Source organism: Chryseobacterium sp. L12 (assembly GCF_056133985.1).
Map to the genome: position 1 here is coordinate 63,315 of NZ_JBVYOF010000023.1, position 23,959 is coordinate 87,273.

Sequence of the window (23,959 nt, forward strand, 5' to 3'; positions counted from 1 at the left end):
TTAATTAATGAAAAATTTATCTATAATAATAAAAGGAACTGCTTTCTCGGTTTTTACAGTAGCTGTTTTGTCTTCCTGTATGGTAAGAAAAGAATACGAAAGACCTCAGTCTGCAGTTGACGAAAAACTTTTCCGCACAGATATGCTTCCGCAGGACAGTATGAGTATCGCCACTGTTTCATGGAAAGAAATTTTTACAGATCCTATTCTTCAGAAACATATTGACACCGCTTTAGAGAATAATCTTGATGTAAGAATTGCAGTACAGAATATCGTATCAGCAGAAGCATACCTGAAACAGGCTAAAGCAGCTTATGAACCAACCTTATCCGTAGGTCCCAATTATACATTTCAGACCCAGTCAATCAATACGCAGTTTGGGCAGATTATTGGTGAGCGTAGATACATCAATCAGTTTGATATTACAGCAACAATTGGTTGGGAAGCAGATATATGGGAAAGGTTAAAATCTCAGCAAAAAGCACAGCTTGCTACTTATTTGGGAACTTTGGCGGCTCATAAAGCGGTAAAAAGTGATTTGGTAGCATCAGTGGCATCGGCATATTTTCAGCTTTTGACTTTTGATGATCAGAAAAGAATTATTCAGGAAACTATAACAATAAGAGAAAATAATTTAGAAACTACTAAGGCTTTAAAAGAAGCGGGTGTTCTTACGGAAGTTGCAGTACAGCAAAGTCAGGCACTGGTTTACAATGCAAAATCTTTGCTTATTGATATAGATACACAGATTGCACTGTTGGAAAATACAGTGAGTCTTTTGATGGGAATACCTTCTCAGACCATTGAAAGATCTTCATTAGCAGCACAGAAAATTCCCAATAGTTTGGAGATCGGTTTTCCTGCTAATTTATTATCAAACCGTCCGGATGTGATGCAGGCAGAATTCAATCTCATTAATGCGTTCGAGCTGACCAATGCAGCAAGAGCACAGTTTTATCCTGCCTTAAGACTTACCGGAAGCGGAGGAGTGCAGTCAGTTGATATTGATCATCTCTTCAGTGTAAACTCTCTTTTCGCAAATGTGGTAGGAGGATTGGCACAGCCCATTCTGAACAGAAGGCAGATAAAAACCAATTATGAAGTAAGTCAGGCAAACAAAGAAACGGCTTATCTCAATTTCAGAAAAGCAATTTTAAATGCCGGAAAAGAGGTTTCTGATGCCATTAAAGTTTTTTCTGTACAGGATTCTTTCATTGATTTAAAGAAAAAAGAACTGGATTCCTACAGAAAATCCGTTGATTTTTCTCAGGAACTTGTCAATTACGGAATGGCAAATTATCTTGAGGTATTGAATGCAAGTGTAAATTCTTTGAATGCTGAACTTAATATTTCGAATGCAGAGTACAGTAAAATGAAAGCTGCGGTAGATTTGTATCAGGCTTTAGGAGGCGGATGGAAATAAAAAATAGTTAGTTATTGATATATTCAATCTTGTTAAGACGTGTATCGTGTATTCGATGCACGTTTTTGTTTTGAAATCTTAAATTAGCTAAATTGATTTGATAATTATTAAGAAAAAAACAATACTATTGAGCAAAAGTTCTTATTGCAAAAAATTAAAAAAAATTTGCAAATCTGCGATAAATACTTACATTTGCAAAGTTATTAAGAAATAGTCGGGGAATTAGCTCATCTGGCTAGAGCGTTAGACTGGCAGTCTAAAGGTGACGGGTTCGATCCCCGTATTCTCCACTTAAATCAATATTCAAGCCTTCCGTTTTGGAAGGCTTTTCATTTATTTCAATATTTGGAATTAAAACTGTATATCTTCTATATCTTAAATGAATTTTGTTTACCGTATTCTAACACAAATTACAGTAAAAAATACATCATAATAGTGCTTCACCATATTTTTTTAAAATCTGACAGTAAAATGAAAAACTATAAAATTAAATTGATATATTTGTCCAATTCAAAAATGCGCACAGATAGACAGAATTTTGAAAATGATATTTAAAATTTTAAAGGTGTTTTTGAAAATAAATTGAATAATTAAACATATTTCATAAACTATTGCAAACTATGAAGAAACTTTTTCTCCTTTTTTTGACTACTTTTTTACTGATTGGCTGTAGTACAAACGACGAAACAATTTATGATTATATCGGAACCTGGTCAGGAACATACGAAGGAACCCAGAAAGGACTTTGGAACTTCGTAGTAGCCAGCGATGGAAAAGTAACAGGAACCATGTATTCTGAAAGTACAAATGAGAATTACAATATTTCCGGTTTCTTAAATAATTCGGGACAGCTGACAGCAGAATTGGTTTTACCAGCTGACGGACAGTTTTCAGGAACATTAACTCTGGACAAAACTGCCACAGGAACTTGGGTAAATGAATCTCCAACTCCCGCAAGATCTGGAACCTGGAAAGGAACAAAAGATAAAAAATAGAAAACTGATTATATATCTGATCGCCTGACAATTTATTGCAGGCGATTTTTTTTACACAAAACCCATTTTTGTGATTTTACCGTGTTTTCTGAAACACACAAAATGCAGAACCTCTTCATCATTAAAATGATTTTCAAAATTAACTTCGTACTGATTTTCTTGTAATTTAATATTTTCCTTAAAAGATTCTGAAGTATAATTATTGTAATCTATTTTTATGGTTACAATATCCATCTCATCCGCATCTGTTTCTTTGCCAAAGCTGAGGTTTTTATCCCATAAACCAAGATAAATTTGTGTATTCTGAGGTGCTGCAGGGATATTTCCAAACTGAAATTGCTGTAATAAACTTTTTCCTGAATTAGTTTTTAAACCTGCCTTCACCGTTCGGTTTCCTTTCTCTGAAGCTATATCGCTGTCTTTGATGCCGGTCATCGTTTTTGCAAACCTCTGATAGAGGAGAGCATCTTGTGCTTCTGCAATATATTCAGCAAGACAGATGCGTATCGCTTTTCCTACTTTGGAGCAATGTCCGAATTCAGAACTGTTTTGCCTTACTTTTTCGTAGCTGGGACTTTTTTTATAAGCCGTCTTGTTGAAGCCGCTTTTTCTGCGGACAATATTCTTGCCGTTAAGATTATAGAAAACAAGATCTCCTATTGTTCCGTTAAGTTTAATGAAGCTTTCGTATGTAGCCATGATGAATATAATTCTGCGAATTTAAGAATAATTTAGTTTATAATAAATATTATAATATAGTTTATATATAGTTGTAGTATAGTTATTGTATAGTTTAAAATTTTAAACTATATTTGCTTTCATTAAATAGGTAACTGATTTTCAAATCACTATGCGACAGTTTATTTCTAAAAAAGATTTATTTAAATTTTTATCATTGGTGTTAATTTTTTCGGTTTTTTTAATTTCTTGTGGAAGTTCTAAAAGCGCGACATCTTCGAAAAGCTCCAAAACAAGTTCTGTAAAAAAAGAAAATACCAGAATGTTGCTTTCAGAATTTGAAGGGAAAATTTCTGGATCTGTAAAAGAGCTTTTGAAAGATGCTGAGAAATATCTGGGAGCGCCCTATAAATTTGGCGGAAATACATCTGAAGGATTTGATTGCTCGGGTTTTGCCGTAAAAGTTTTTCAGGAAAATAATTTTCAGCTTCCCAGAAGATCTGCAGATCAGGCTTTGGCAGGAAAATCTATCAAAATAGAAACGGTAAAACCTGGTGATTTGCTTTTCTTTGCTACATCAGGTGGAACCCGTGTTTCGCATGTAGGAATCGTTCATACCATTGAAAAAGATGGAGAGATAAAATTTATACATGCTTCCACTTCAAAAGGGGTCATTATTTCTTCTCTCAGCGAAAATTACTGGAACAAAGCATATTTGCATGCACAGAGAGTTTTATAGACTCTTTTTTTATTTCAAGACATCTTTCTTATTTCCATTTTATATTGTGAGCAAACTCTCTCTTTAAGCTAAACTTTTGTATCTTTGAGGGCATTTATTTTAACAAAATTTAAACATCATTATGTCATTACAGCAAACTATTGAAAATATTTGGGATAACAGAGAACTATTGCAGAACGAAGACAGCCAGAAAGCGATCAGAGAAGTGATTTCTTTGGTAGATAAAGGTGATCTTCGTACAGCAGAGCCTACAGAAAACGGATGGCAGGTAAACGAATGGGTAAAGAAAGCTGTTGTGATGTATTTTCCGATACAGAAAATGGAAACTATTGAAGTGGGACCGTTTGAATTTCATGATAAAATGCCTTTGAAGAGAGGATATGCCGAAAAAGGAGTAAGAGTAGTTCCGCATGCAGTTGCGAGAGAGGGAGCTTATATTGCGCCGGGTGTGATTATGATGCCGTCTTATGTAAATATTGGTGCTTATGTAGATTCTGGAACTATGGTTGATACTTGGGCAACGGTAGGAAGCTGTGCACAAATCGGTAAAAATGTTCATTTAAGTGGTGGTGTTGGTATTGGTGGCGTTCTGGAGCCGCTTCAGGCTGCACCCGTTATCATTGAAGATGATTGCTTTGTAGGGTCAAGATGTATCGTTGTAGAAGGAGTTCATGTGGAGAAAGAGGCTGTTTTAGGAGCTAATGTTGTTTTAACGGCATCTACGAAAATTATTGATGTTACAGGCGAAACTCCGGTTGAAATCAAAGGAAGGGTTCCTGCCCGTTCGGTAGTAATCCCGGGAAGTTATACCAAAAAATTTCCTGCCGGAGAATATCAGGTTCCGTGTGCATTAATTATAGGAAAAAGAAAAGAGTCAACCGATAAAAAAACTTCTCTGAATGATGCATTGAGAGAAAATAATGTAGCGGTTTAAATTTTTGCAGATGGCAATTCCGAAACAGATATTTCAGACATTTAAAACAGATAAGCTTCCCTGGCTTACAAAATTTCATATTAAAAGAATGCTCAGAAAAAACCCTGAGTATGCTTATCATTTTTATGATGATAACAGAATTCAGGCATTCTTTAAAGATGAGTTTCCGCCTGAATATCTGAAATCTTACAACAGACTCACGATTGGAGCTGCCAAAGCGGATTTTTTCAGATATGCCATTCTTTACAAAAAAGGAGGAGTTTATTTAGATATAGACAGCGGAATCAATATTCCTCTGCGAAATCTGATTCGGGAGGATGATGTGGCTCTGGTCACCGATGAAATTCCGCCTACATATTATGTACAATGGGGTCTGGTGTATGAAGCCGGACACCCGTTTTTACAGAAAACTTTAGAAAATATTCTTGATAACATCAGGAATAATCCTTATCCTCATAATGTCCACAAAACTACAGGACCAACAGTTTATACAGAATCTATCAAACAGTGTCTTTCTGAAAATCCGGATATTCCGCACCGTTTTTTAGCACCTCACTATGAAAATAAAATGGTGTTTAAATACAAACTCGGGAAGTTTTTTTTGTACAGTAAAAAATCTGAACACTGGAAAAGAAAGCAACTTACACAAAATATTATAAAACCAGAGGATGAAGATAGCATTTGATGCCAAAAGATTTTTTCACAATACCTCAGGTTTAGGAAACTATTCCCGTGATCTGGTAAGAATTCTAGTAAAATATTTTCCTGAAAACGAATACATTCTGCTTAATAAAAAAAAGTCGGAAAGAGGATCTGATATTTTAGAAAATCCCAACGTTCATTTTGTGGAAACTTCAAAGGGAACAATGTCCCGACAGTTTAAAATGGGGAAGGACACCCAAAAACAGAACGCCGATATTTTTCATGGGTTATCTGGCGAATTGCCTTTAAAATGGGATAAAAAACCCATCAAAAAAATTGTCACCATTCACGACCTTATTTTTAAGAGATATCCGCAATATTATTCCTTTTTCGACCGTAAAATTCACTTCTGGAAATTCAGGCAAGCTGCAAATTCTGCCGACAAAATCATTGCCATTTCAGAACAGACCAAGCGAGATATTATTCATTTCTTAAAAGTTCCCGAATCGAAGATTGAAGTCATTTATCAGGGATGCCACAACGCTTTTAAAGAACAGCAGTCCGAAGAATTCATTCAGAAAACCAGAGAAAAATACAGTCTTCCGGAAAGATTCATTCTCAATGTCGGAACTATAGAAGAACGTAAAAATCTTCTCAATGTGGTAAAAGCATTAAAAGACACAAATATTCCATTGGTGGTTGTCGGCAAAAAAACAAAATACTTCAGGAAAGTAGAACAGTTTGTTCAGCAGCATAAAATCAGAGTGCAGTTTCTCGAAGGAGTTTCCATGGATGAACTCGCTACAATCTACAAACTTGCCAATATTTTCGTTTATCCAAGCTTTTTCGAAGGTTTCGGAATTCCTGTCATAGAAGCACTATTTTCGAAAACAGTAGTTATTACAAGCAATACAAGCTGTCTTCCCGAAGCGGGCGGACCCGATTCCGTTTATGTAGATCCGAAAAATCATCTTGATATTCAGTCTAAAATTAAATTTTTATGGGAAAATGAATCCGAACGTAAACGTCGTGCTGATAAGGGTTTTGAGTTTGTTCAGAAGTTTAATGACGAACCGATTGCAAATAATCTGATGAATCTTTACCAAAAAATTATTTCTTAAATTTTTTGGCAGTTTAAAAATAAGTTCTACATTTGTACCACAATTTTCAACAATGAAACCGAATTTTTTAACAGTACATCATTATCATCATCTCTGCTAAGACGGGATTGATTGATATGTACGTATGTTAAAAATCAAAATAATTAAAACCGTCTGAGTAAACAGGCGGTTTTTTGTTTCTAAATTCATCCCGGGCAATTTATTTCCAAACCATCTTTTTACTCAGGCACAACAAAAAAGTGAAATGAGTAAATTAAAAATAGCCATACAGAAAAGCGGTCGTCTTTACGAAGAATCTCTTCAGCTCTTAAAAGACTGCGGTATTTTCGTTAACAACGGAAAAGACCAGCTAAAAGTTTCCGTAGAAAATTTCCCGATGGAAATCATGTATCTCAGAAATTCGGATATTCCTCAGTATCTGGAAGACGGAGTGGTGGATGTTGCCATTGTAGGAGAAAATCTTCTGGTAGAAAAACAGAAAAAAATTGAAATCGTTCAGCCTTTAGGATTTTCAAAATGCAGAGTTTCTCTGGCTGTTCCGAAAGAAATTGAAACCGATGACATCGCCTATTTTCAGGGAAAAAAAATAGCCACCTCTTATCCGAATACCCTGAAAAACTTTTTGGATAACAACAATATTTCAGCAGACATTCACATTATTTCAGGCTCTGTGGAAATCGCACCGAACATTGGACTTGCCGACGGAATCTGCGATATTGTAAGCTCAGGAAGTACCCTCTTCAAAAACGGATTAAGAGAAACCGTTACTATTCTTACTTCTGAAGCCGTTTTGGCAAAAACATTCAGACTGGATGAAGAAAAAACCAAAATTCTTGAAAAATTTCTCTTCAGAATTAAAGCCGTTCTTAAAGCAAAAAATTCAAAATATATTCTCATGAACGTTCCGAACGACAAGATCGGAGAAGTTTCAAAAGCACTTCCTGTGCTGAAAAGTCCTACGGTGATTCCTTTGGCGGAAGAAGGATGGAGCAGCATTCATTCCGTAATAGACGAAGCGCGTTTCTGGGAAGTGATTGATGAACTGAAAGACAAAGGAGCGCAGGATATTTTAATAATTCCAATCGATAAAATGGTGATATAATATGCAGATAGAAAGATATCCTGAAAGGGAAAAATGGTCTGAATTAACAAAAAGACCCGTTATAAAAAGAGAACGATTAACAGAAATCGTTGCCGGAATTTTCGATGAAGTAAAGAACAGCGGAGATCAGGCGTTGATTGATTTTGCTAAAAAATTTGATTCCGCAGAAATAAACAATATTAAAGTTTCTGAAGAAGAAATTGAAACCGCTGAAAATCTGATCAGTGAAGAACTGAAAACAGCCATTCAGGAAGCAAAATCTAATATTACCAAGTTTCACGGCTCACAAATTCCGACTGTCGAAAAAACAGAAACGACAAAAGGAGTGGTTTGCTGGAGAGAAAACCGAGCGATTGAAAAAGTAGGAATTTATATTCCGGGAGGAACAGCTCCGTTGTTTTCTACGGTTTTAATGCTTGCCATTCCGGCTCAGTTAGCGGGTTGCAAAGAAATTATTCTCTGTACGCCGCCTGATAAAAACGGCAATGTAAATCCTGCCATTTTATATACGGCAAAATTGTGCGGAGTAACGCAGATTTTCAAGACGGGAGGCGCTCAGGCGATTGCAGCAATGACTTTCGGAACCGAAAGTATTCCGAATGTCTACAAGATTTTCGGTCCAGGAAATCAGTATGTTGTTGCCGCTAAAGAATATGCGCAAAACTATAATATTGCGATCGATATGCCTGCCGGACCGAGTGAAGTTCTTGTGATTGCTGATGAAAAGGCGGTTCCTGAATTCTGTGCAGCTGATTTGCTTTCTCAGGCAGAACACGGAAGCGACAGTCAGGTGATTTTCCTTTCCACAGACAAGAAAATTCTTAATGAAACCCTTCTGGAAACCCAAAAACAGCTTGAAGCACTTCCAAGAAATGAAATGGCAGCAGAATCTTTAAAAAACAGCCACTTTATTTTACTGAATTCAATAGATGAAGCTTTGGAATTCAGTAATTTGTATGCTCCGGAACACTTGATTTTAGCCGTTAATGATTATGAAAAGTATATCCCGAAAATTCAGAATGCTGGTTCTGTGTTCTTAGGAAATTATTCATGCGAGAGTGCAGGAGATTACGCGAGCGGAACCAATCACACACTTCCGACGAACGGTTTTGCAAAAAATTACAGTGGTATTTCTCTTGACAGTTTCGTGAAGAAAATCACTTTCCAGAATCTGACGGAAAAGGGATTGAAAAATTTAGGAAAAACCATTGAAGTGATGGCGGAAGCAGAAGGACTATTCGCACACAAAAATGCCGTAAGTATCAGATTAAAATAACAGAATGAAAGAATTTAATATCAAAGATTTAGTAAGAAAAAATATTCTTGAACTGCAGCCTTATGTGAGTTTCAGGGACAATAATACATTTAAAAATCCTGTTTTTCTGGATGCGAATGAAAGCGCGTTCGGAGAACTGAACCGCTATCCGGATTCTACTCAAAAAGAACTGAAAGAAAAATTGGCAGTTTTAAAAGATGTTTCGGCTAAACAGATTGCAGTGGGAAACGGAAGTGATGAACTGATTGATCTTATCGTGAAAGTTTTTTGTGAACCGAAAAACGATGCTATTCTGATGATGAATCCTTCTTTTGCGATGTACGGATTTTATGCTTCGGTGAATGAAAATAAAGTGGCTAAACTGAATCTGAATGAAAATTTTGGAATTGATAAGGAAAAATTTTTAAAAATCTCAAACGAAGACAAACCAAAAGTTTTCTTTTTATGTTCGCCCAATAATCCTACCGGAAATTCAATTGAAGACATTGAATTTTACATTCAGAATTTTGAAGGTATTGTCGTGGTGGATGAAGCTTATATTGAATTTTCAGGAAAGAAATCATGTATTGAACTGTTGGAAAAATTTCCCAATCTTATCGTTCTTCAGACGTTTTCCAAAGCTTGGGGAATGGCGGGAGCAAGAGTTGGAATTGCATATGCTTCAGAAGAGATTATTCAACTGATCAATACGGTGAAATCTCCGTATAATGTTAATTCTTTAAGTTTAAATAAAATATCGGAAATCATTACTAATAAAGAATTTATAAAATATAATATAGAAAATACTTTAAATGAAATTTCCTGGTTGAGAAATGAATTAGAGACAATAAACTGCATCAGAAAAATATTTCCAAGCGACACCAATTTCTTCCTGATTCAGTTTGAAAACGTAGATAAGGTGTACCAGAAATTGCTGGAAAATGAAATTCTGACGAGCAAGAGAAGTCCGCAGATTCCGGATTGCATTAGAATTAATGTGGGTAAAAGGGAAGAAAACAATAAGCTGATTAACGTCTTAAAAAGTATTTAATTAAATCTGAAACCTCACAGATTTTTAAAACCTTTGATTTGTAGAAAAAGTAAAAGAAAAGTAAAATGAAAAAAGTATTGTTTATAGACCGTGACGGAACTTTAATCTTAGAACCGCCCATTGATTTTCAGGTTGATTCTCTTGAAAAGTTAGAATTTTATCCCGGAGTTTTCCAGAATCTTTCCCGAATTGCCAGAGAACTTGATTTTGAACTCGTGATGGTAACCAATCAGGATGGTTTGGGAACCGAAAGTTTTCCGTATGAAACTTTCATTAAACCACAGGAAAAAATGTTAAAAGCTTTTGAAAATGAAGGAATTGTTTTCAGTGATATTCTGATCGACAGAAGTTTTGAAAGTGAAAACCTCCCGACAAGAAAACCGGGAATCGGGATGCTGGGAAAATATATTTACGGAGACTACGATCTTGAAAATTCATTTGTGATCGGAGACCGGCTTACAGATATTCAGTTGGCAAAAAATTTAGGATCAAAATCTATATTAATCAGTAAAGTTCAGAATGAAGAAGCCGATCTAACAACAGAAAGCTGGAGTGAAATTGCACAGTTTTTAACGAATATTCCGCGAAAAGCCAAAGTTTCAAGAAAAACCAATGAAACAGAAATTGAAGTTGAAGTCAATCTTGATGGAAGCGGAGCCTCTGAAATTTCAACCGGATTACACTTTTTTGATCACATGCTCGAACAGATTTCCAAACACGGAAATTTAGATCTGAAAATTAATGTGAAAGGCGATTTGCAGGTTGATGAACACCACACGATTGAAGATATCGGAATTGTTCTTGGGGAAGCTGTTTTAAAAGCTTTGGGAAAGAAAAAAGGAATTGAACGTTACGGTTTCCTGCTTCCGATGGATGATTGTTTGGCGCAGGTTGCGATTGATTTCGGAGGAAGACCGTGGTTAATGTGGGAAGCGGATTTCAAACGAGAAAAGATTGGCGATGTTCCGACTGAAATGTTTTATCATTTCTTCAAATCTTTCACCGATTCTTCAAAGTGTAATCTCAACATTAAAGTGGAAGGAGATAACGAACACCACAAGATCGAATCTGTGTTTAAAGCATTTGCCAAAGCGGTAAAAATGGCAGTGAAACAGACGGATATGAATTTTAATTTACCATCAACCAAAGGAAGTTTATAATGATTGCCATCATCAAATACAACGGCGGAAACGTTAGTTCCGTACAGAATTCATTGAACAGATTAAATGTAGAATCTGTGGTAACCGATGATTTTGACGTGATAAGAAAAGCCGACAAAGTGATTTTTCCGGGAGTGGGTGAAGCGTCTTCCACCATGAAATTACTAAAGGAAAAAGGTCTGGATAAGTTAATTCCGACTTTAAAACAGCCGGTTTTAGGCGTTTGTCTGGGAATGCAGCTGATGTGTAAAAACAATGAAGAAGGAAATACAGTCGGGATGGGAATTTTTGATATTGATGTAAAAAAGTTCCCTGCAAAGAATATTGTTCCGCACATGGGATGGAATACGATTTCAGACTTTAAATCCGGAATATTTTCAGGGATTGAAGAAAACAGTGATGTGTATTTCGTTCACAGTTTCTACTGCGAATTGTCGGAAAATACGACATCGGTCTGCGATTATATTCTGCCGTTCAGTGCTTCTCTGCAAAAGGATAATTTTTACGCGATGCAGTTTCACCCTGAAAAATCAGGAGATATAGGAAGCCGTTTACTGGAAAACTTTTTAAAACAATAAAACTGAATATGAAAATTATTCCCGCTATAGACATCATCGACGGAAAATGCGTTCGTTTGTCGAAAGGAGATTACGATACCAAAAAAATATACAATGAAAATCCGCTTGAAGTCGCTAAAGAATTTGAAAATTTCGGTATGCAATATCTTCATTTGGTGGATCTTGACGGTGCAAAATCAAAGCATACTATTAATCAAAAGGTTTTAGAAACCATTGCGAAAGAAACATCTCTGGAAATTGATTTCGGGGGCGGACTGAAAACTCTGGAAGACATTGAAATAGCCTTCAATTCGGGAGCAAAGCAGATTACGATCGGAAGTATTGCTGTTCAGGATCCTGATTTCTGTTTTGATCTGATTGAAAAATATGGTTCCGATAAAATCATTCTCGGAGCCGATTGTGAAAACCGAAAGATAAAAACTTCGGGCTGGCTGGAAGAAAGCCAACTGGATGTCATTGATTTTATTCTCAAATATAAAAATAAGGGAATTAAAAACGTTATCTGTACGGATATTTCAAAAGACGGAATGCTTCAGGGCGCATCGGATGAACTGTACAGAGAAATTGTAGAAAAAACAGCGGTTCAGCTCATTGCAAGCGGTGGAATTTCGTGTATTGAGGATGTGGAACAGATGAAAAACATCGGCTGTTCCGGAACGATTATAGGAAAGGCAATTTATGAAGGCAGAATCAGTTTGCAGCAACTCCAAAATTTTATTGAAAATGCTTAAAAAAAGAATCATTCCGTGTCTGGATATCAAAGACGGAACTACGGTAAAAGGAATTAATTTTGAAGGATTAAGAAATGCGGGAGATCCTGTAGAACTTGCCAAAAGATATGAAAAAGAAGGCGCAGATGAACTGGTTTTTCTGGATATAACCGCAACGATAGAAGAACGGAAAACTTTTGCCGGACTGGTACAGAAAATTGCAGCAGAACTGAGTATTCCTTTTACTGTCGGCGGCGGAATTTCAACGGTGGAAGATGTAAGAAGACTCTTGGAAGCCGGAGCAGACAAGATCAGTATCAATTCTTCGGCAGTTAAAAATCCTGCATTAATTTCGGAACTGTCAAAAGAGTTTGGAAGTCAGTGTGTTGTGGTTGCAATTGATACAAGATTGGTAAACGGATCAGACTGGGTTCATGTGAAAGGAGGAAGGGAAATAACGGATCTGAAGACATTAGACTGGGTAAATAAAGCAGAAGAACTGGGAGCGGGAGAAATTCTTCTCACTTCGATGGATGGCGACGGAACCAAAAGCGGATTTGATCTCAGAATAACGAAGTTAATTTCCGAAAGTGTAAATATTCCCGTGATCGCTTCCGGAGGTGCAGGAAAAAAGGAAGATTTCGAGGAAGTTTTTAATCAGACAAAAGCAACAGGAGCTTTGGCGGCAAGTATTTTCCATTTTGGAGAAGTACAGATTCAGGATCTGAAAAATAATTTAAAATTTAAAAAAATTGCAGTACGATGAATATCGATTTTAATAAAAGTGAAGGCTTGGTTCCGGTGATTATCCAGGACGACAGAACGTTGCAGGTTTTAATGTTGGGTTACATGAACGAAGAAGCTTTTGAAAAAACCAAAAAAGAAAGAGTTGTAACCTTTTTCAGCCGTTCCAAAAACCGACTCTGGACAAAAGGAGAGGAGTCCGGAAATTTTTTAAAGGTTAAAAATATTGCCATAGACTGCGATCAGGATACAATTTTAATTAAAGCAATTCCTACTAACGTTGTTTGCCACACCGGAAGTTTCACTTGTTTTGGCGATAAAGATTCTAAAGGTTTTCTGTATGAGCTTGAAGATAAAATAAGCCGGAGGATTGATGGAAAAACCGAAGGTTCCTACACATATTCATTATTTCAGAGAGGAATTAATAAAATGGCTCAGAAAGTGGGAGAGGAAGCTGTAGAAGTGGTGATCGAAGCTAAAGACAGCAATGATGACCTGTTTAAAAATGAAGCGGCAGATCTGCTGTATCACCTTTTAATTTTACTGAAAGCCAAGAATTTTACTTTAGAAGATATTGAAGAAATTCTGCTGAAAAGAAATAATCTGTCTTCGTAAATTTTGCTCTTTTGTAAATACCAAAATCTCTCATCAATTCCTTATCTTTGAGGAAAATTTTAACAAAATGATTGAGTGGAAAACCGCAAAAGAATACGAAGATATTACTTATAAAAAGTGTAATGGTGTTGCAAGAATTGCATTCAACAGACCGGAAGTACGAAATGCATTCAGACCAAAAACTACTTCAGAATTGTATGATGCATTTTATGATGCATCAGAAGATCCTTCGATAGGTGTAGTTTTGCTTTCAGGTGAAGGACCAAGTCAGAAAGACGGAGGCTGGGCTTTTTGCAGCGGAGGCGATCAGAAAGCAAGAGGAAATCAGGGATATGTAGGAGAAGACGGAAGACACCGACTGAATATTCTGGAAGTGCAGCGTCTCATCCGTTTTATGCCAAAAGCAGTAATTGCGGTAGTTCCGGGTTGGGCTGTAGGAGGCGGTCATTCTCTTCACGTAGTTTGCGACTTAACGCTTGCCAGTAAAGAACACGCAATTTTTAAACAAACCGATGCTGATGTAACAAGTTTTGACGGCGGTTACGGTTCTGCTTATCTTGCAAAAATGGTGGGACAGAAAAAAGCCCGTGAAATTTTCTTTTTAGGAAGAAATTATTCGGCACAGGAAGCTTTTGAAATGGGAATGGTGAATGCCGTAATTCCTCATGATGAGCTGGAAGATACAGCTTATGAATGGGCGCAGGAAATTTTAGCCAAATCTCCGACTTCTATCAGAATGCTGAAGTTTGCCATGAATCTTACAGACGACGGAATGGTAGGACAGCAGGTTTTTGCCGGAGAAGCAACCCGTTTAGCCTATATGACCGAAGAAGCCAAAGAAGGCAGAAATGCTTTTCTTGAAAAAAGAAAACCGAATTTCGGAAAAGATCAGTGGATCTCGTAAATATACATCAAGAGTAATAGGTAATGAATGATACGTCATTGCCTGTTATTTTGTTAATGGAGTCAAACTGGTTGGTTTATACAATCTTGCAGAATATTATAAAATTTATATAATCAATTAAAACAGAAAAATTACTGTAATATGCAGCAAAACTTTCAAAACCCGCAGATTTTTGACATAGAAATTCCAGATTTTGAAAGTCTGGAGATGGTTTCTGTTTCACCAAAATATCTCAACATTATTTTGTTTAATAATATTTTGTTCTCAATATTTATTATCTCTGCATTTTTTGTTTCTTATTATTTTTTTAGTGGAAATTTTACAAAATTGCAGATTATCGCTGTGGCGTTGCTGTTTTTTTTCCTGATTGTATATGTTTTCTTAAGCTCAGTTATCGGTTTCAAATTCAGGAAATATGCAGTTCGTCAGCACGATATTGTTTATCAGTACGGTTGGCTGAAAAGAAATATTATAATTATTCCTTTTACAAGAATTCAGCATATAAAGGTAGAACAGGGGTGGTTTTCAAAGATTTTAAGCTTAAAATCAGTTTCTGTTTATACAGCAGGCGTGAATGGCGGCGATATTTCTATTCATGGTTTGCCGGAAGACAAAGCTGAAGGAATCAACCATCTGATTATGAATACAATTTCATCCGAAAATAATGAAGATGGAGGAGAAGTATAATTCTTTTTTTACTCCACAAAGGCAGTCCAAAATCGGGATTGCTTTGCTGTTTCTATACAACACGGGCGAAGTGATTAAAAATTCTTGGATTTTTATTTTCTTATTTTTTTTCAGAGATAAAAAATTTGACCTTTGGATTGTTCTTTTAATCGTATCTGCCGTATTTTTAATTCTCAGCATATCTGCTGTAATGCAATATTACAATTTCAGATATTATATTGATGCTAAGAACGAGGAGTTTATTATTCACAAAGGAATTATCAATAAATCTTCCACCAAAATAAAGATCAGAAATATTCAGGAGGTTAATATTTCCCAGCCTTTTATTCATAAACTGTTTAATATTTTTAAATTGGAAGTAGACAGTCCGGGAAGTTCCGAAAAAGAAGTTTCTATCTCTGCCTTATCCAAACAGAATGCTTATGACCTAAAGGCTTTTCTGCTTGAAGAGAAAAATATTGAAATACAAAATGAATATATCAGTTCAGATGATGTAACGGGAATTTCAGCCAAAAAGCAGTTCAGAATTTCTAATATAAGTATCTTAAAGTATGGACTGACTGCCAATTATGTCCGAAGCTTTTTTGCATTGATAAGTTTGGTAATTTATGGAATTACGCAGCTCAATGATATTCTCAAAAAGGCTGAACTGGATGCTCAGATTGATTATGATCAAATTGAAAAAAATGTACTGAGCTATTCATTACCCATCTTACTTGGAATGACGATAGTGGTTTTAGCTCTTGGTGTTCTGATAAATTCGGTACGGACAATCATTCGTTATTTTAATTTCAAAGTAGAGGAAAATTACAGAAATTATTCTTTTGAATATGGTTTATTCAGCACTAAAAATGCTATCGTAACCAAATCAAAAGTTCAGGTAGTAACCGAAATTCAGAATTGGATCCAGAAAAAAATGAATGTATCTCTGGTAAAATTCCTGCAGATAGGAAAAGATGAAAATGAAAAAAATGTTTCTTCCGTTCCGGGAATTAGCCATAACGAAAAAGAGCATTTGATTGGCTCAATATGGACTTCGACACCGCAGTTTAATAGTTTTCTTAACCCTAATTACAGATTGTTGATTGTCAATCATATAATTTGGGTTTTATTTCCTTTTTTAATGGTGTTTTTTATTGATAAGAGTATAATAATTAATTACTGGGAAGCTGTTGTAATCATTTTTATGATCATAGAAATAATTATAGTTTTTTCTTATCTGAATCTCAGATTGTTTTATAATGAAAGCTTTATCAGGCTGCGTTCCGGTTTTTGGGATGTTCATTACAGAACTTTCGAAATAGACAAGATTCAGACTGTGAAAATTTCTCAGTATTTTTGGCAAAAGAAAAGTAATCTGGGAAGTATAACGTTTTACACTTCTGCCGGAAAATTCGGGATTTCGGCTCTGGATTTTTCTGAAGTCAAAAAGCTTTTCAATAATATCATTTATAAAATAGAAACTTCTAAAAACAGTTAAAAATATTTATGTCAGACTGGATAAAAGCCGCAAGGCTGAGAACCTTACCGCTTTCTCTAAGCGGAATTATCATGGGATCTTTCATCGCAAAGTGGAGGCTTTGGGAACAGGGCGGAACTTGGGACTGGAAGATTTTTGCGCTGGCTATTCTGGTGACATTACTATATCAGATTCTTTCAAACTATGCAAATGATTATGGTGACGGCATCAAAGGAACAGATAAAAACAGGATTGGCGAAGCAGAAGCAAGAGCAGTGGCATCCGGCAAAATTACTGCAAAGCAAATGAGAAATGCGGTGATTATTTTCTCTGTTTTATCTTTTGTTGCAACCGTTGCACTTTTATATACTGCATTTATTCCGGATCATACCCAAGAGTTTTATATCTTCATCGGATTGGGAGTAGCAAGTATTTTAGCGGCAATCGGTTATACTGTCGGCAAGAAGCCTTACGGTTACATGGGTTTGGGAGATCTATTTGTTTTTATATTTTTTGGATTGGTTTCTGTGGGGGGAAGTTATTTTCTGTTTACCAAAACTTTTTCGTGGGACATATTACTGCCTGCAACTGCAATCGGAATGATGAGTATGGCTGTTTTAAATCTAAATAATATGCGGGATATAGAAAGTGACAGACTTTCCGGAAAAAACAGTCTGGCTTTAAGAATAGGATTCAGAAGTGCAATGATTTACGAAATCGTGTTGCTTCAGCTTCCATTGATTCTGATTCTTGTTTTTTTGGGAATTAATGGCTTTATAGAATCCGGTAATTATAAAGTGTTTATTGTGATGATTTTACTCCTGCCATTAATGAAGATCCGTCGTCAGATTATGGCAGTAAAAGAACCGAGAGAGCTTGATCCCTTCCTGAAGCAGGTAGGAATCATGACTTTAATGATGGCGGTTTTAACGGCTGTTGGATTAAATTATTTTTCATAAGTAATCTAAATAATGAAAAGTATTGTTGCTTTTTTATTCTTATTATCTTTTATAAATGTTCCTGCATGTCTCAATTATTACATTGTAGGGACAGATGTTCATGGGAAAAAAGTCCATACCGAAGGGGAAAGGTACTTTCCTGTAGAAATTAACAGTTTTGATAAAACTGACTATATTGAGAGAGCAAAATCTGATTTAAGAAACTATCAGATAACAAAAAATATGGGTTCGTATCTTAATTATGCTACTTCTTTAGTTTATCTGGGAGAATATGATAAAGCAATTAATATTTTCAATTATATTGATAAGATAGAACCAAATAAATATGAAATTGCATCTAATTTAGGCACTGCCTATGAGTTGAAAGGAGATAATTTTAATGCTTTAAAGTGGATCAAAAAAGCTCTTGATCTTAATAAGGACTCCCATCATGGTTCAGAATGGATTCATGTTAAAATTCTCGCTAAAAAATTAGGATTTATAAAGTCTGAAAATTTTCTGGGGATAGATTTTGGAAAGAAAGTTATTCCTACATCTACTTATTCCAAAGATAATCTCAATGATATTCTTTTTGATTTATCTTATCAGCTTTCAGAAAGAACACAATTTGTAAAACCTAAAGATATTATTGTAGGGAAGTTGTTTTTTGATTTTGGTAATGTTTTATCACTTTCTTATGATTTAGAGTCAGCAAAAAAAGCTTATGAAATCTCCCAAAAGTATGGTTGTAAAAATCCTTTACTGCAAAAGAGAATTGATTATTTTACTAAACTTATAAAAGACAATAAAGATTCAGGTAAACGGGTAGATAATGATTATGAAGATTTGGAAACAAATTCAATAACTACGAAAAATTCAAACCCAAAAACCTCGGATTTTAAAAACATTGAAAATATTAAAGAACCGGAAAACAAGCTACCAATAATTCCTATCATTGGGATTGTTTTAGCTCTGATTATGATATTATTAGTTATAAAAATTAAAAAATGAAAATACAATTCTTAGGACAAAACTGTTTTTTGTTCACGTATAAAGAAAAAACAATTCTTTGTGATCCTTTTTACAACTATCAAAAGGAGCAGTCAGGATTTGATATTACTGCTCAGAAAATTGATTATATTCTGCTTACTCATGCTCATGAAGATCACATTGCTGATGTAGGAGAGGTTTTGAAAGAGTACCCTGAAGCAGCTGTTATTGCTGTTCCGGAAATATGCGGATATTTCGATAATGCACAGAATAAAATTGATATTAATCTTGGCGGATCAGCAAAAATAGAAGACCTGAAGATTTCTATGGTTCCTGCGCATCATACAAGCTCATTTCCGGACGGAACGTACGGCGGTGTTCCTGTAGGATATATTTTCAGGCTTCCTGAAGGTAAAAACGTGTACTTGGCAGGAGATACAGGGGTGATGGCAGACATGGAACTTTTTCCCAAACTTTTCGGTCATTTAGACCTTTCTATTCTTCCTGTCGGAGGTCACTATACAATGTGTGCAAGAAAAGCAGCATTTGCAGCAGCAGAATTATTAAAAACGCCAAAAGTAATCGGATGTCATTTTGATACTTTTCCGCCTATTGAGATCAATCATGATAATGCTGTAAAGCATTTTGCTGATAAAAATATTGAATTGGTTTTACCGAAACTGGGTGAAATTTTTGAAATATAAAAAATAAAGAGATTAAGTAATTTATAAATCATCTTAATCTCTTCACTTAAATAAATAAAAAATGGCAAGCTACCTAAATCACACCGCTACGACCGATTACCTTTGCTGCGTTCCCACCCTGGAGGATTCTCAGGAGCTGGTTGTTTAGGACTTGCCGTTGCAAAGATAGGAATTAATTATAAACTTAAAAATATTATTAAAGAAAAATCTTCGAAAAACGCCATTAAAACAGCTAAAATGCTGAAATTTAGAGCAATATTTTTCAAGATTTTTTCTAAAAACTGAAATTATGACGAAGAGTCCGGTAACCTTAGGAATTTTGCTTTTTGCAGCTACAATGTTGATCTTTTTTGTAGTCTATTTTTTCTTCTCGGGAATTAATTATTTTGATATTTCATTGAAAGTCAACGCTTTTGTACTTCCTGTTTTTTATGCTTTAGCGGCATTCTGGTCAGTAAAATCCCGTTGGAACAAACAAAGAATGGGCTTCAGAGAAGCTTTCAAAAGAGCTTTCGTTCCTATGTTTGTAGGTGGTTTTCTATCTGTTCTAAGCATTTTTGTATTTCTTAATTTTATTGATACCGATGCAAAGAAGCTGCTTAACTATCAATATGTTACAAGACAAAAATCTGAACTGGATAAAGAATATAATTCTGCAAGAAAAATTCTGAAACATCAAAAAGATATTGATGAACTTGAAGAAAAATATAGAGAAAGTCTTCAAAGATTCAGTCCGGAGATTATCAAAGGAAAAGATATGCTTACAGCCAGTCATTTTTCAGGATATTTTGCGGCAATTCTTATATTTTACGTAGTTTTGTCGTTGTTTTTCGGAGCTTTTTTCAGAACAAAAAAAGTCTACACCGAAAATACCAATCAAGAATAAATTGTTATAAAAATTAAATGAATTTATCTATCGTTATTCCGTTGCTCAACGAAGAAGCATCTCTTGAAGAATTGTTTTCAAGAATTGATAACACTTGTAAAACCAACCAGTTATCTTATGAAGTGTGGTTTGTAGATGACGGAAGTACAGACCTTTCCTGGAGTATTATTGAGAATTTGAAAATTCAGCATCCCCAGATTCACGGGATAAAATTTTCCAGAAATTACGGGAAATCTCAGGCTCTGCATGCTGCTTTTGCAAGGACAAACGGTGACGTTATCATCACAATGGATGCCGATCTTCAGGATTTTCCGGAAGAAATTCCAGAATTGTACAGAATGGTAATTGAAGAAAATTATGATATTGTTTCCGGCTGGAAAAAGAAGCGTTTTGATAATGTAATGACCAAAAATATCCCATCAAAACTTTTCAATGCGGCAGCAAGGAAGGTTTCAGGAGTGTATCTTCATGATTTCAATTGCGGCTTAAAAGCCTATAAAAAACAAGTTGTAAAATCCATTGATGTGTACGGTGATATGCATCGTTATATTCCTGTTTTGGCAGCCAATGCCGGCTTCAGAAGAATTACCGAAAAAGAAGTGCCGCATCAGGCAAGACCCTACGGTACTTCCAAATTCGGAACAGAAAGGTTTATCAGAGGTTTTTTGGATCTGGTAACACTTTGGTTTGTAAGTCGTTTCGGAGGAAGACCCATGCATTTTTTCGGAGCAGTAGGAACTTTAATGTTCATCGTTGGTTTTCTTTCAGCATTTTGGCTTGGAATTTCAAAACTGATTGACGTTGCGAGAGGAATTTACGGTCATTTGATTACCAATAATCCGTGGTTTTTTATTGCTTTAACGATGATGTTAATGGGAACTTTGCTTTTTATCGCAGGATTTTTAGGGGAAATGATCATCAGAACCAATAGAGAGCATAAGAATTATAATATTGATGAAGTGATATAATATGAAAAAGCTGCTCTTTACGATAATTTTGATTACCGCCGTTTCCTGCGGAGAAATTTCTCCGAAAGGAAATTTAGATAAAAAAGAAGTGGATGTTGAGGAATTTGTTAATCTTGATTTAGATGGCAAATTCAGGGTATTTTATGCAAGAGGACCGAAAAATTTTGTTGAAATAGAAACATATCCCAATATTGCAGATAATCTGGATATTGATGTTGATGATAAAACCCTTTCAATTAAGGAAAGCAGAGACACAAAAGGAGTCGATTTTTATAATGTAACCATTTATTCAAAATATAATTTAGAAAAAGTTTCAATTTCAGATTCTGTAGAAATGAATATTTCAAGCGAAATTAAGACAGATAATTTCAGATTAAATTTAAAAAATTATGCTACTTTTATGGGGTCAATCAACACCAGAAGAGCTGAAATTGACATGAAAAACAAAAGTAGAGCTAATTTTTTGGGCAGAACTGAAAATGCAGTAATTAAGATTTCTGACACCGCAAGTTTGATTGCACCGTATTGGAAAATCATTAATCTGAATTTAGATTCTCAAAACGGAAATTATGCCGAAGTTAATGTAAAAGATTCACTTAAAGGAAATGTGAAAAACACAGCGAAGTTTGTGTATTATAATGATCCGATCAGAGCTTTTAAAGTTGAGAAAACGACAAAAGTTGAAAATAAAAAACTTCAGTAATTGTTTTGGTGATTTAAAAATCTACGACAATATTGAAGAATAAAATTAAACTATAAAGAACGAAATACAAATATGACAACATTAGAAAAAGCCCAGCTTTGGCTTGCAGATACATTCGATAAAGAAACGAAAGATGCAGTTCAATTATTAATTGAAGGTAATTCTCCGGATTTGGAAGATTCTTTTTACAGAGAATTAGAATTCGGAACCGGCGGAATGCGTGGAATTATGGGTGTAGGAACCAATCGTTTAAATAAATATACATTAGGACAGGCAACTCAGGGACTTGCCAATTATATGTTGCAGCAGTTTCCTGATGAGCAGATAAAAGTTGCGATTGCTTATGATGTAAGAAACAATTCAAAAGAATTCGGAAAATTGGTGGCAGATGTTTTAACGGCAAACGGAATTAAAGTTTTGCTTTTCAAAAATCACAGACCGACTCCTGAATTATCTTTTACCGTTCGTGACAGAAACTGTCATGGAGGGATTGTTTTGACGGCATCTCACAATCCACCGGAATACAACGGTTATAAAGTATATTGGAATGACGGAGCGCAGATTGTTCCGCCACATGATGAAGCCATTATCAACGAAGTATATTCTGTGAAATTTGAAGAAATTAAATTTAACGGAAATGATGATTTAATCGAATGGATCGGAGAGGAGCAGGATGATGTTTATATTGATGCCTGTATCGAAAATTCTTCTTATCAGAATGTTGGTAAAGAAAATTTGAATATCGTTTTCACATCCATTCACGGAACGACCTATACAACAGTTCCGAAAGCTTTGGAGAAAGCAGGTTTTAAGAAAATTGATCTCGTAAAAGAACAGATGATTCCAAGCGGAAATTTCCCTACGGTAGATTCTCCGAATCCTGAAGAACCTGCAGCTTTGGAAATGGCAATGGATTTAGCGAAAATTACCAATGCGGATATCGTTATCGGAACCGATCCGGATGGCGACAGATTAGGAATTGCTGTAAGAAATCTGGAAGGTGAAATTCAGTTGTTAAACGGAAATCAGTGTAATACCATTTTGACATATTATATTTTAGATCAATGGAAAAAGCAGGGTAGAATTACAGGTAAAGAATTCATTGGTTCTACGATTGTAACTTCAGATATTTTCTTTGATATTGCTGAAAAATTCGGTGTTGACTGTAAAGTTGGATTAACGGGATTCAAATGGATCGGAAAAATGATCCGTGATTTTGAAGGTCAGGAAAAATTTGTTTGTGGTGGAGAAGAGAGTTTCGGCTTTATGACGGGAGATTTTGTTCGTGACAAAGATTCTTGTGGAAGTATCATTTTAGCCTGCGAAATTGCAGCATGGTGTAAAGCCAACGGAAAAACGATGTACGAATATCTGATTGAAATTTATCAGGAAACCGGAATGTATTACGAAGGTTTGATTAACATCGTTAAAAAAGGAAGAGACGGGGCAGAAGAAATTCTGAATATGATGAAGAATTTCCGTGAAAATCCTCCAAAATCATTGGCTGGCTCTTTGGTGGAAGAAGTAAAAGATTTTAAAGAACAGACCAATTTTGTAGTTTCTGAAAATGAAAAACACGTTATGGATGATATTCCAAAGTCTAACGTATTGATTTATTACACACAGGACGGAACAAAAGTTTGTGTGCGACCTTCAGGAACAGAGCCAAAAATTAAGTTTTATGTTTCTGTAAAAGAAAGTTTACATTCAAAAGAAGATTTCAAATCTACATTAAAGTCTTTAGAACAAAAAATAGAAGAAGTAAGAAAAGATCTTCAATTGAATTAAAATAAGGTTGCAGGAATTAGGTTTTAGATAAAAGTTTTACTGATTTTGATTATTATTAATTTTAGTCATTTACTGAAAACTTTTGTGTTCTTTACTGAGTGAAATCGAAGATTCGACGAAGTCAAACGCCTTTACGAACTTAAAAACAATTAGCTGTTAAAAAAGCTTTGCGAACTTTGCGTTAA

The 23,959-nt window shown here is 35.2% G+C and carries 25 protein-coding genes, 1 tRNA gene and 1 other RNA gene; 25 read left to right on the forward strand and 2 right to left on the reverse strand.

The features are described from left to right. The first annotated feature begins 7 nt into the window (after window positions 1-7). The 3 genes from AC0NBN_RS13125 (at window position 8) to AC0NBN_RS13135 (ending at window position 2,418) form a co-directional block, all read left to right on the forward strand. The gene (locus AC0NBN_RS13125; protein WP_160814005.1) at window positions 8-1,423 is read left to right on the forward strand and encodes a TolC family protein; all 1,416 of its coding nucleotides are present in this window, start codon (window positions 8-10) and stop codon (window positions 1,421-1,423) included. A 216-nt stretch (window positions 1,424-1,639) separates the two neighbouring features. Beyond that, window positions 1,640-1,713, forward strand: a tRNA-Ala gene (locus AC0NBN_RS13130). Window positions 1,714-2,043: 330 nt separating this feature from the next. Then, window positions 2,044-2,418, forward strand: a complete 375-nt coding sequence (locus AC0NBN_RS13135) for a hypothetical protein (protein WP_089744794.1) — start codon at window positions 2,044-2,046, stop codon at window positions 2,416-2,418. Window positions 2,419-2,469: 51 nt separating this feature from the next. On the opposite strand, the gene AC0NBN_RS13140 is transcribed toward AC0NBN_RS13135, so the two are convergent. Then, on the reverse strand, window positions 2,470-3,117 hold the full coding sequence (locus AC0NBN_RS13140) for a hypothetical protein (RefSeq protein ID WP_160814006.1): 648 nt from the start codon (window positions 3,115-3,117) through the stop codon (window positions 2,470-2,472). A 151-nt stretch (window positions 3,118-3,268) separates the two neighbouring features. On the opposite strand from AC0NBN_RS13140, the gene AC0NBN_RS13145 reads away from it, so the two are divergent. From AC0NBN_RS13145 to AC0NBN_RS13230, 18 genes are all read left to right on the forward strand, one after another. Continuing rightward, a complete protein-coding gene (locus AC0NBN_RS13145) occupies window positions 3,269-3,835 on the forward strand; it encodes a C40 family peptidase (RefSeq protein ID WP_160814007.1) in 567 nt (188 codons plus the stop codon). Between the two features lie 121 nt (window positions 3,836-3,956). Next, window positions 3,957-4,769, forward strand: a complete 813-nt coding sequence (locus AC0NBN_RS13150; RefSeq protein WP_143885468.1) for a 2,3,4,5-tetrahydropyridine-2,6-dicarboxylate N-succinyltransferase — start codon at window positions 3,957-3,959, stop codon at window positions 4,767-4,769. Between the two features lie 10 nt (window positions 4,770-4,779). Continuing rightward, complete coding sequence (locus tag AC0NBN_RS13155) at window positions 4,780-5,454, forward strand: glycosyltransferase (RefSeq protein ID WP_160814008.1); 675 nt, start codon at window positions 4,780-4,782, stop codon at window positions 5,452-5,454. Next, a complete protein-coding gene (locus AC0NBN_RS13160; RefSeq protein ID WP_160814009.1) occupies window positions 5,438-6,532 on the forward strand; it encodes a glycosyltransferase family 4 protein in 1,095 nt (364 codons plus the stop codon). Before AC0NBN_RS13155 ends, AC0NBN_RS13160 begins: the two co-directional genes overlap by 17 nt. A gap of 244 nt (window positions 6,533-6,776) precedes the next feature. Beyond that, complete coding sequence (hisG, locus tag AC0NBN_RS13165; RefSeq protein WP_160814010.1) at window positions 6,777-7,634, forward strand: ATP phosphoribosyltransferase; 858 nt, start codon at window positions 6,777-6,779, stop codon at window positions 7,632-7,634. Between the two features lies 1 nt (window position 7,635). Beyond that, on the forward strand, window positions 7,636-8,910 hold the full coding sequence (hisD, locus tag AC0NBN_RS13170) for a histidinol dehydrogenase (RefSeq protein ID WP_160814011.1): 1,275 nt from the start codon (window positions 7,636-7,638) through the stop codon (window positions 8,908-8,910). A gap of 4 nt (window positions 8,911-8,914) precedes the next feature. Beyond that, window positions 8,915-9,940: a histidinol-phosphate transaminase gene (hisC, locus tag AC0NBN_RS13175; RefSeq protein WP_160814012.1), complete on the forward strand. Its 1,026-nt coding sequence runs from the start codon at window positions 8,915-8,917 to the stop codon at window positions 9,938-9,940. A gap of 65 nt (window positions 9,941-10,005) precedes the next feature. Then, entirely contained in the window at window positions 10,006-11,100 is a 1,095-nt protein-coding gene (hisB, locus tag AC0NBN_RS13180) for a bifunctional histidinol-phosphatase/imidazoleglycerol-phosphate dehydratase HisB (RefSeq protein ID WP_160814013.1), read from the forward strand. Then, window positions 11,100-11,678 carry an imidazole glycerol phosphate synthase subunit HisH gene (gene hisH, locus AC0NBN_RS13185; protein ID WP_160814014.1) on the forward strand — a complete coding sequence of 193 codons (579 nt, stop codon included), beginning with the start codon at window positions 11,100-11,102 and terminating at the stop codon, window positions 11,676-11,678. The genes hisB and hisH overlap by 1 nt, the downstream gene beginning before the upstream one ends. Before the next feature lie 8 nt (window positions 11,679-11,686). Then, window positions 11,687-12,409, forward strand: coding sequence for a 1-(5-phosphoribosyl)-5-[(5-phosphoribosylamino)methylideneamino]imidazole-4-carboxamide isomerase (hisA, locus tag AC0NBN_RS13190; protein WP_143885476.1), 723 nt, complete (start codon window positions 11,687-11,689; stop codon window positions 12,407-12,409). Beyond that, window positions 12,402-13,154, forward strand: a complete 753-nt coding sequence (gene hisF / locus AC0NBN_RS13195; RefSeq protein ID WP_160814015.1) for an imidazole glycerol phosphate synthase subunit HisF — start codon at window positions 12,402-12,404, stop codon at window positions 13,152-13,154. The genes hisA and hisF overlap by 8 nt, the downstream gene beginning before the upstream one ends. Beyond that, entirely contained in the window at window positions 13,151-13,747 is a 597-nt protein-coding gene (hisIE, locus tag AC0NBN_RS13200) for a bifunctional phosphoribosyl-AMP cyclohydrolase/phosphoribosyl-ATP diphosphatase HisIE (RefSeq protein WP_160814016.1), read from the forward strand. The genes hisF and hisIE overlap by 4 nt, the downstream gene beginning before the upstream one ends. A 67-nt stretch (window positions 13,748-13,814) precedes the next feature. Next, window positions 13,815-14,651 (forward strand): 1,4-dihydroxy-2-naphthoyl-CoA synthase, encoded by an 837-nt coding sequence (locus tag AC0NBN_RS13205; protein ID WP_143885479.1) that lies wholly within the window; start codon window positions 13,815-13,817, stop codon window positions 14,649-14,651. 141 nt (window positions 14,652-14,792) lie between these two features. Further along, window positions 14,793-15,338, forward strand: a complete 546-nt coding sequence (locus AC0NBN_RS13210; RefSeq protein WP_143885480.1) for a PH domain-containing protein — start codon at window positions 14,793-14,795, stop codon at window positions 15,336-15,338. Then, a complete protein-coding gene (locus tag AC0NBN_RS13215) occupies window positions 15,322-16,818 on the forward strand; it encodes a PH domain-containing protein (protein WP_160814017.1) in 1,497 nt (498 codons plus the stop codon). The genes AC0NBN_RS13210 and AC0NBN_RS13215 overlap by 17 nt, the downstream gene beginning before the upstream one ends. Window positions 16,819-16,826: 8 nt before the next feature. Then, entirely contained in the window at window positions 16,827-17,756 is a 930-nt protein-coding gene (menA, locus tag AC0NBN_RS13220; protein WP_143885482.1) for a 1,4-dihydroxy-2-naphthoate octaprenyltransferase, read from the forward strand. A 12-nt stretch (window positions 17,757-17,768) separates the two neighbouring features. After that, window positions 17,769-18,746 (forward strand): tetratricopeptide repeat protein, encoded by a 978-nt coding sequence (locus AC0NBN_RS13225; RefSeq protein ID WP_160814018.1) that lies wholly within the window; start codon window positions 17,769-17,771, stop codon window positions 18,744-18,746. Beyond that, complete coding sequence (locus tag AC0NBN_RS13230; protein ID WP_160814019.1) at window positions 18,743-19,429, forward strand: metal-dependent hydrolase; 687 nt, start codon at window positions 18,743-18,745, stop codon at window positions 19,427-19,429. The genes AC0NBN_RS13225 and AC0NBN_RS13230 overlap by 4 nt, the downstream gene beginning before the upstream one ends. Window positions 19,430-19,488: 59 nt before the next feature. Here the strand turns inward: AC0NBN_RS13230 and ffs are convergent. Continuing rightward, an RNA gene (ffs, locus tag AC0NBN_RS13235) (signal recognition particle sRNA small type) lies at window positions 19,489-19,586 on the reverse strand. Window positions 19,587-19,718: 132 nt separating this feature from the next. Here ffs and AC0NBN_RS13240 point away from each other — a divergent pair. The 4 genes from AC0NBN_RS13240 to AC0NBN_RS13255 all read left to right on the forward strand — a co-directional run bounded on the left by AC0NBN_RS13240 (window position 19,719) and on the right by AC0NBN_RS13255 (window position 23,774). After that, entirely contained in the window at window positions 19,719-20,315 is a 597-nt protein-coding gene (locus AC0NBN_RS13240) for a DUF4199 domain-containing protein (RefSeq protein ID WP_160814020.1), read from the forward strand. Window positions 20,316-20,332: 17 nt separating this feature from the next. After that, on the forward strand, window positions 20,333-21,283 hold the full coding sequence (locus AC0NBN_RS13245; RefSeq protein ID WP_160814021.1) for a glycosyltransferase family 2 protein: 951 nt from the start codon (window positions 20,333-20,335) through the stop codon (window positions 21,281-21,283). A 1-nt stretch (window position 21,284) separates the two neighbouring features. Beyond that, a complete protein-coding gene (locus AC0NBN_RS13250; RefSeq protein WP_160814022.1) occupies window positions 21,285-21,986 on the forward strand; it encodes a GIN domain-containing protein in 702 nt (233 codons plus the stop codon). 72 nt (window positions 21,987-22,058) lie between these two features. Next, window positions 22,059-23,774 carry a phospho-sugar mutase gene (locus tag AC0NBN_RS13255; RefSeq protein WP_160814023.1) on the forward strand — a complete coding sequence of 572 codons (1,716 nt, stop codon included), beginning with the start codon at window positions 22,059-22,061 and terminating at the stop codon, window positions 23,772-23,774. The last annotated feature ends 185 nt before the right edge of the window (window positions 23,775-23,959 follow it).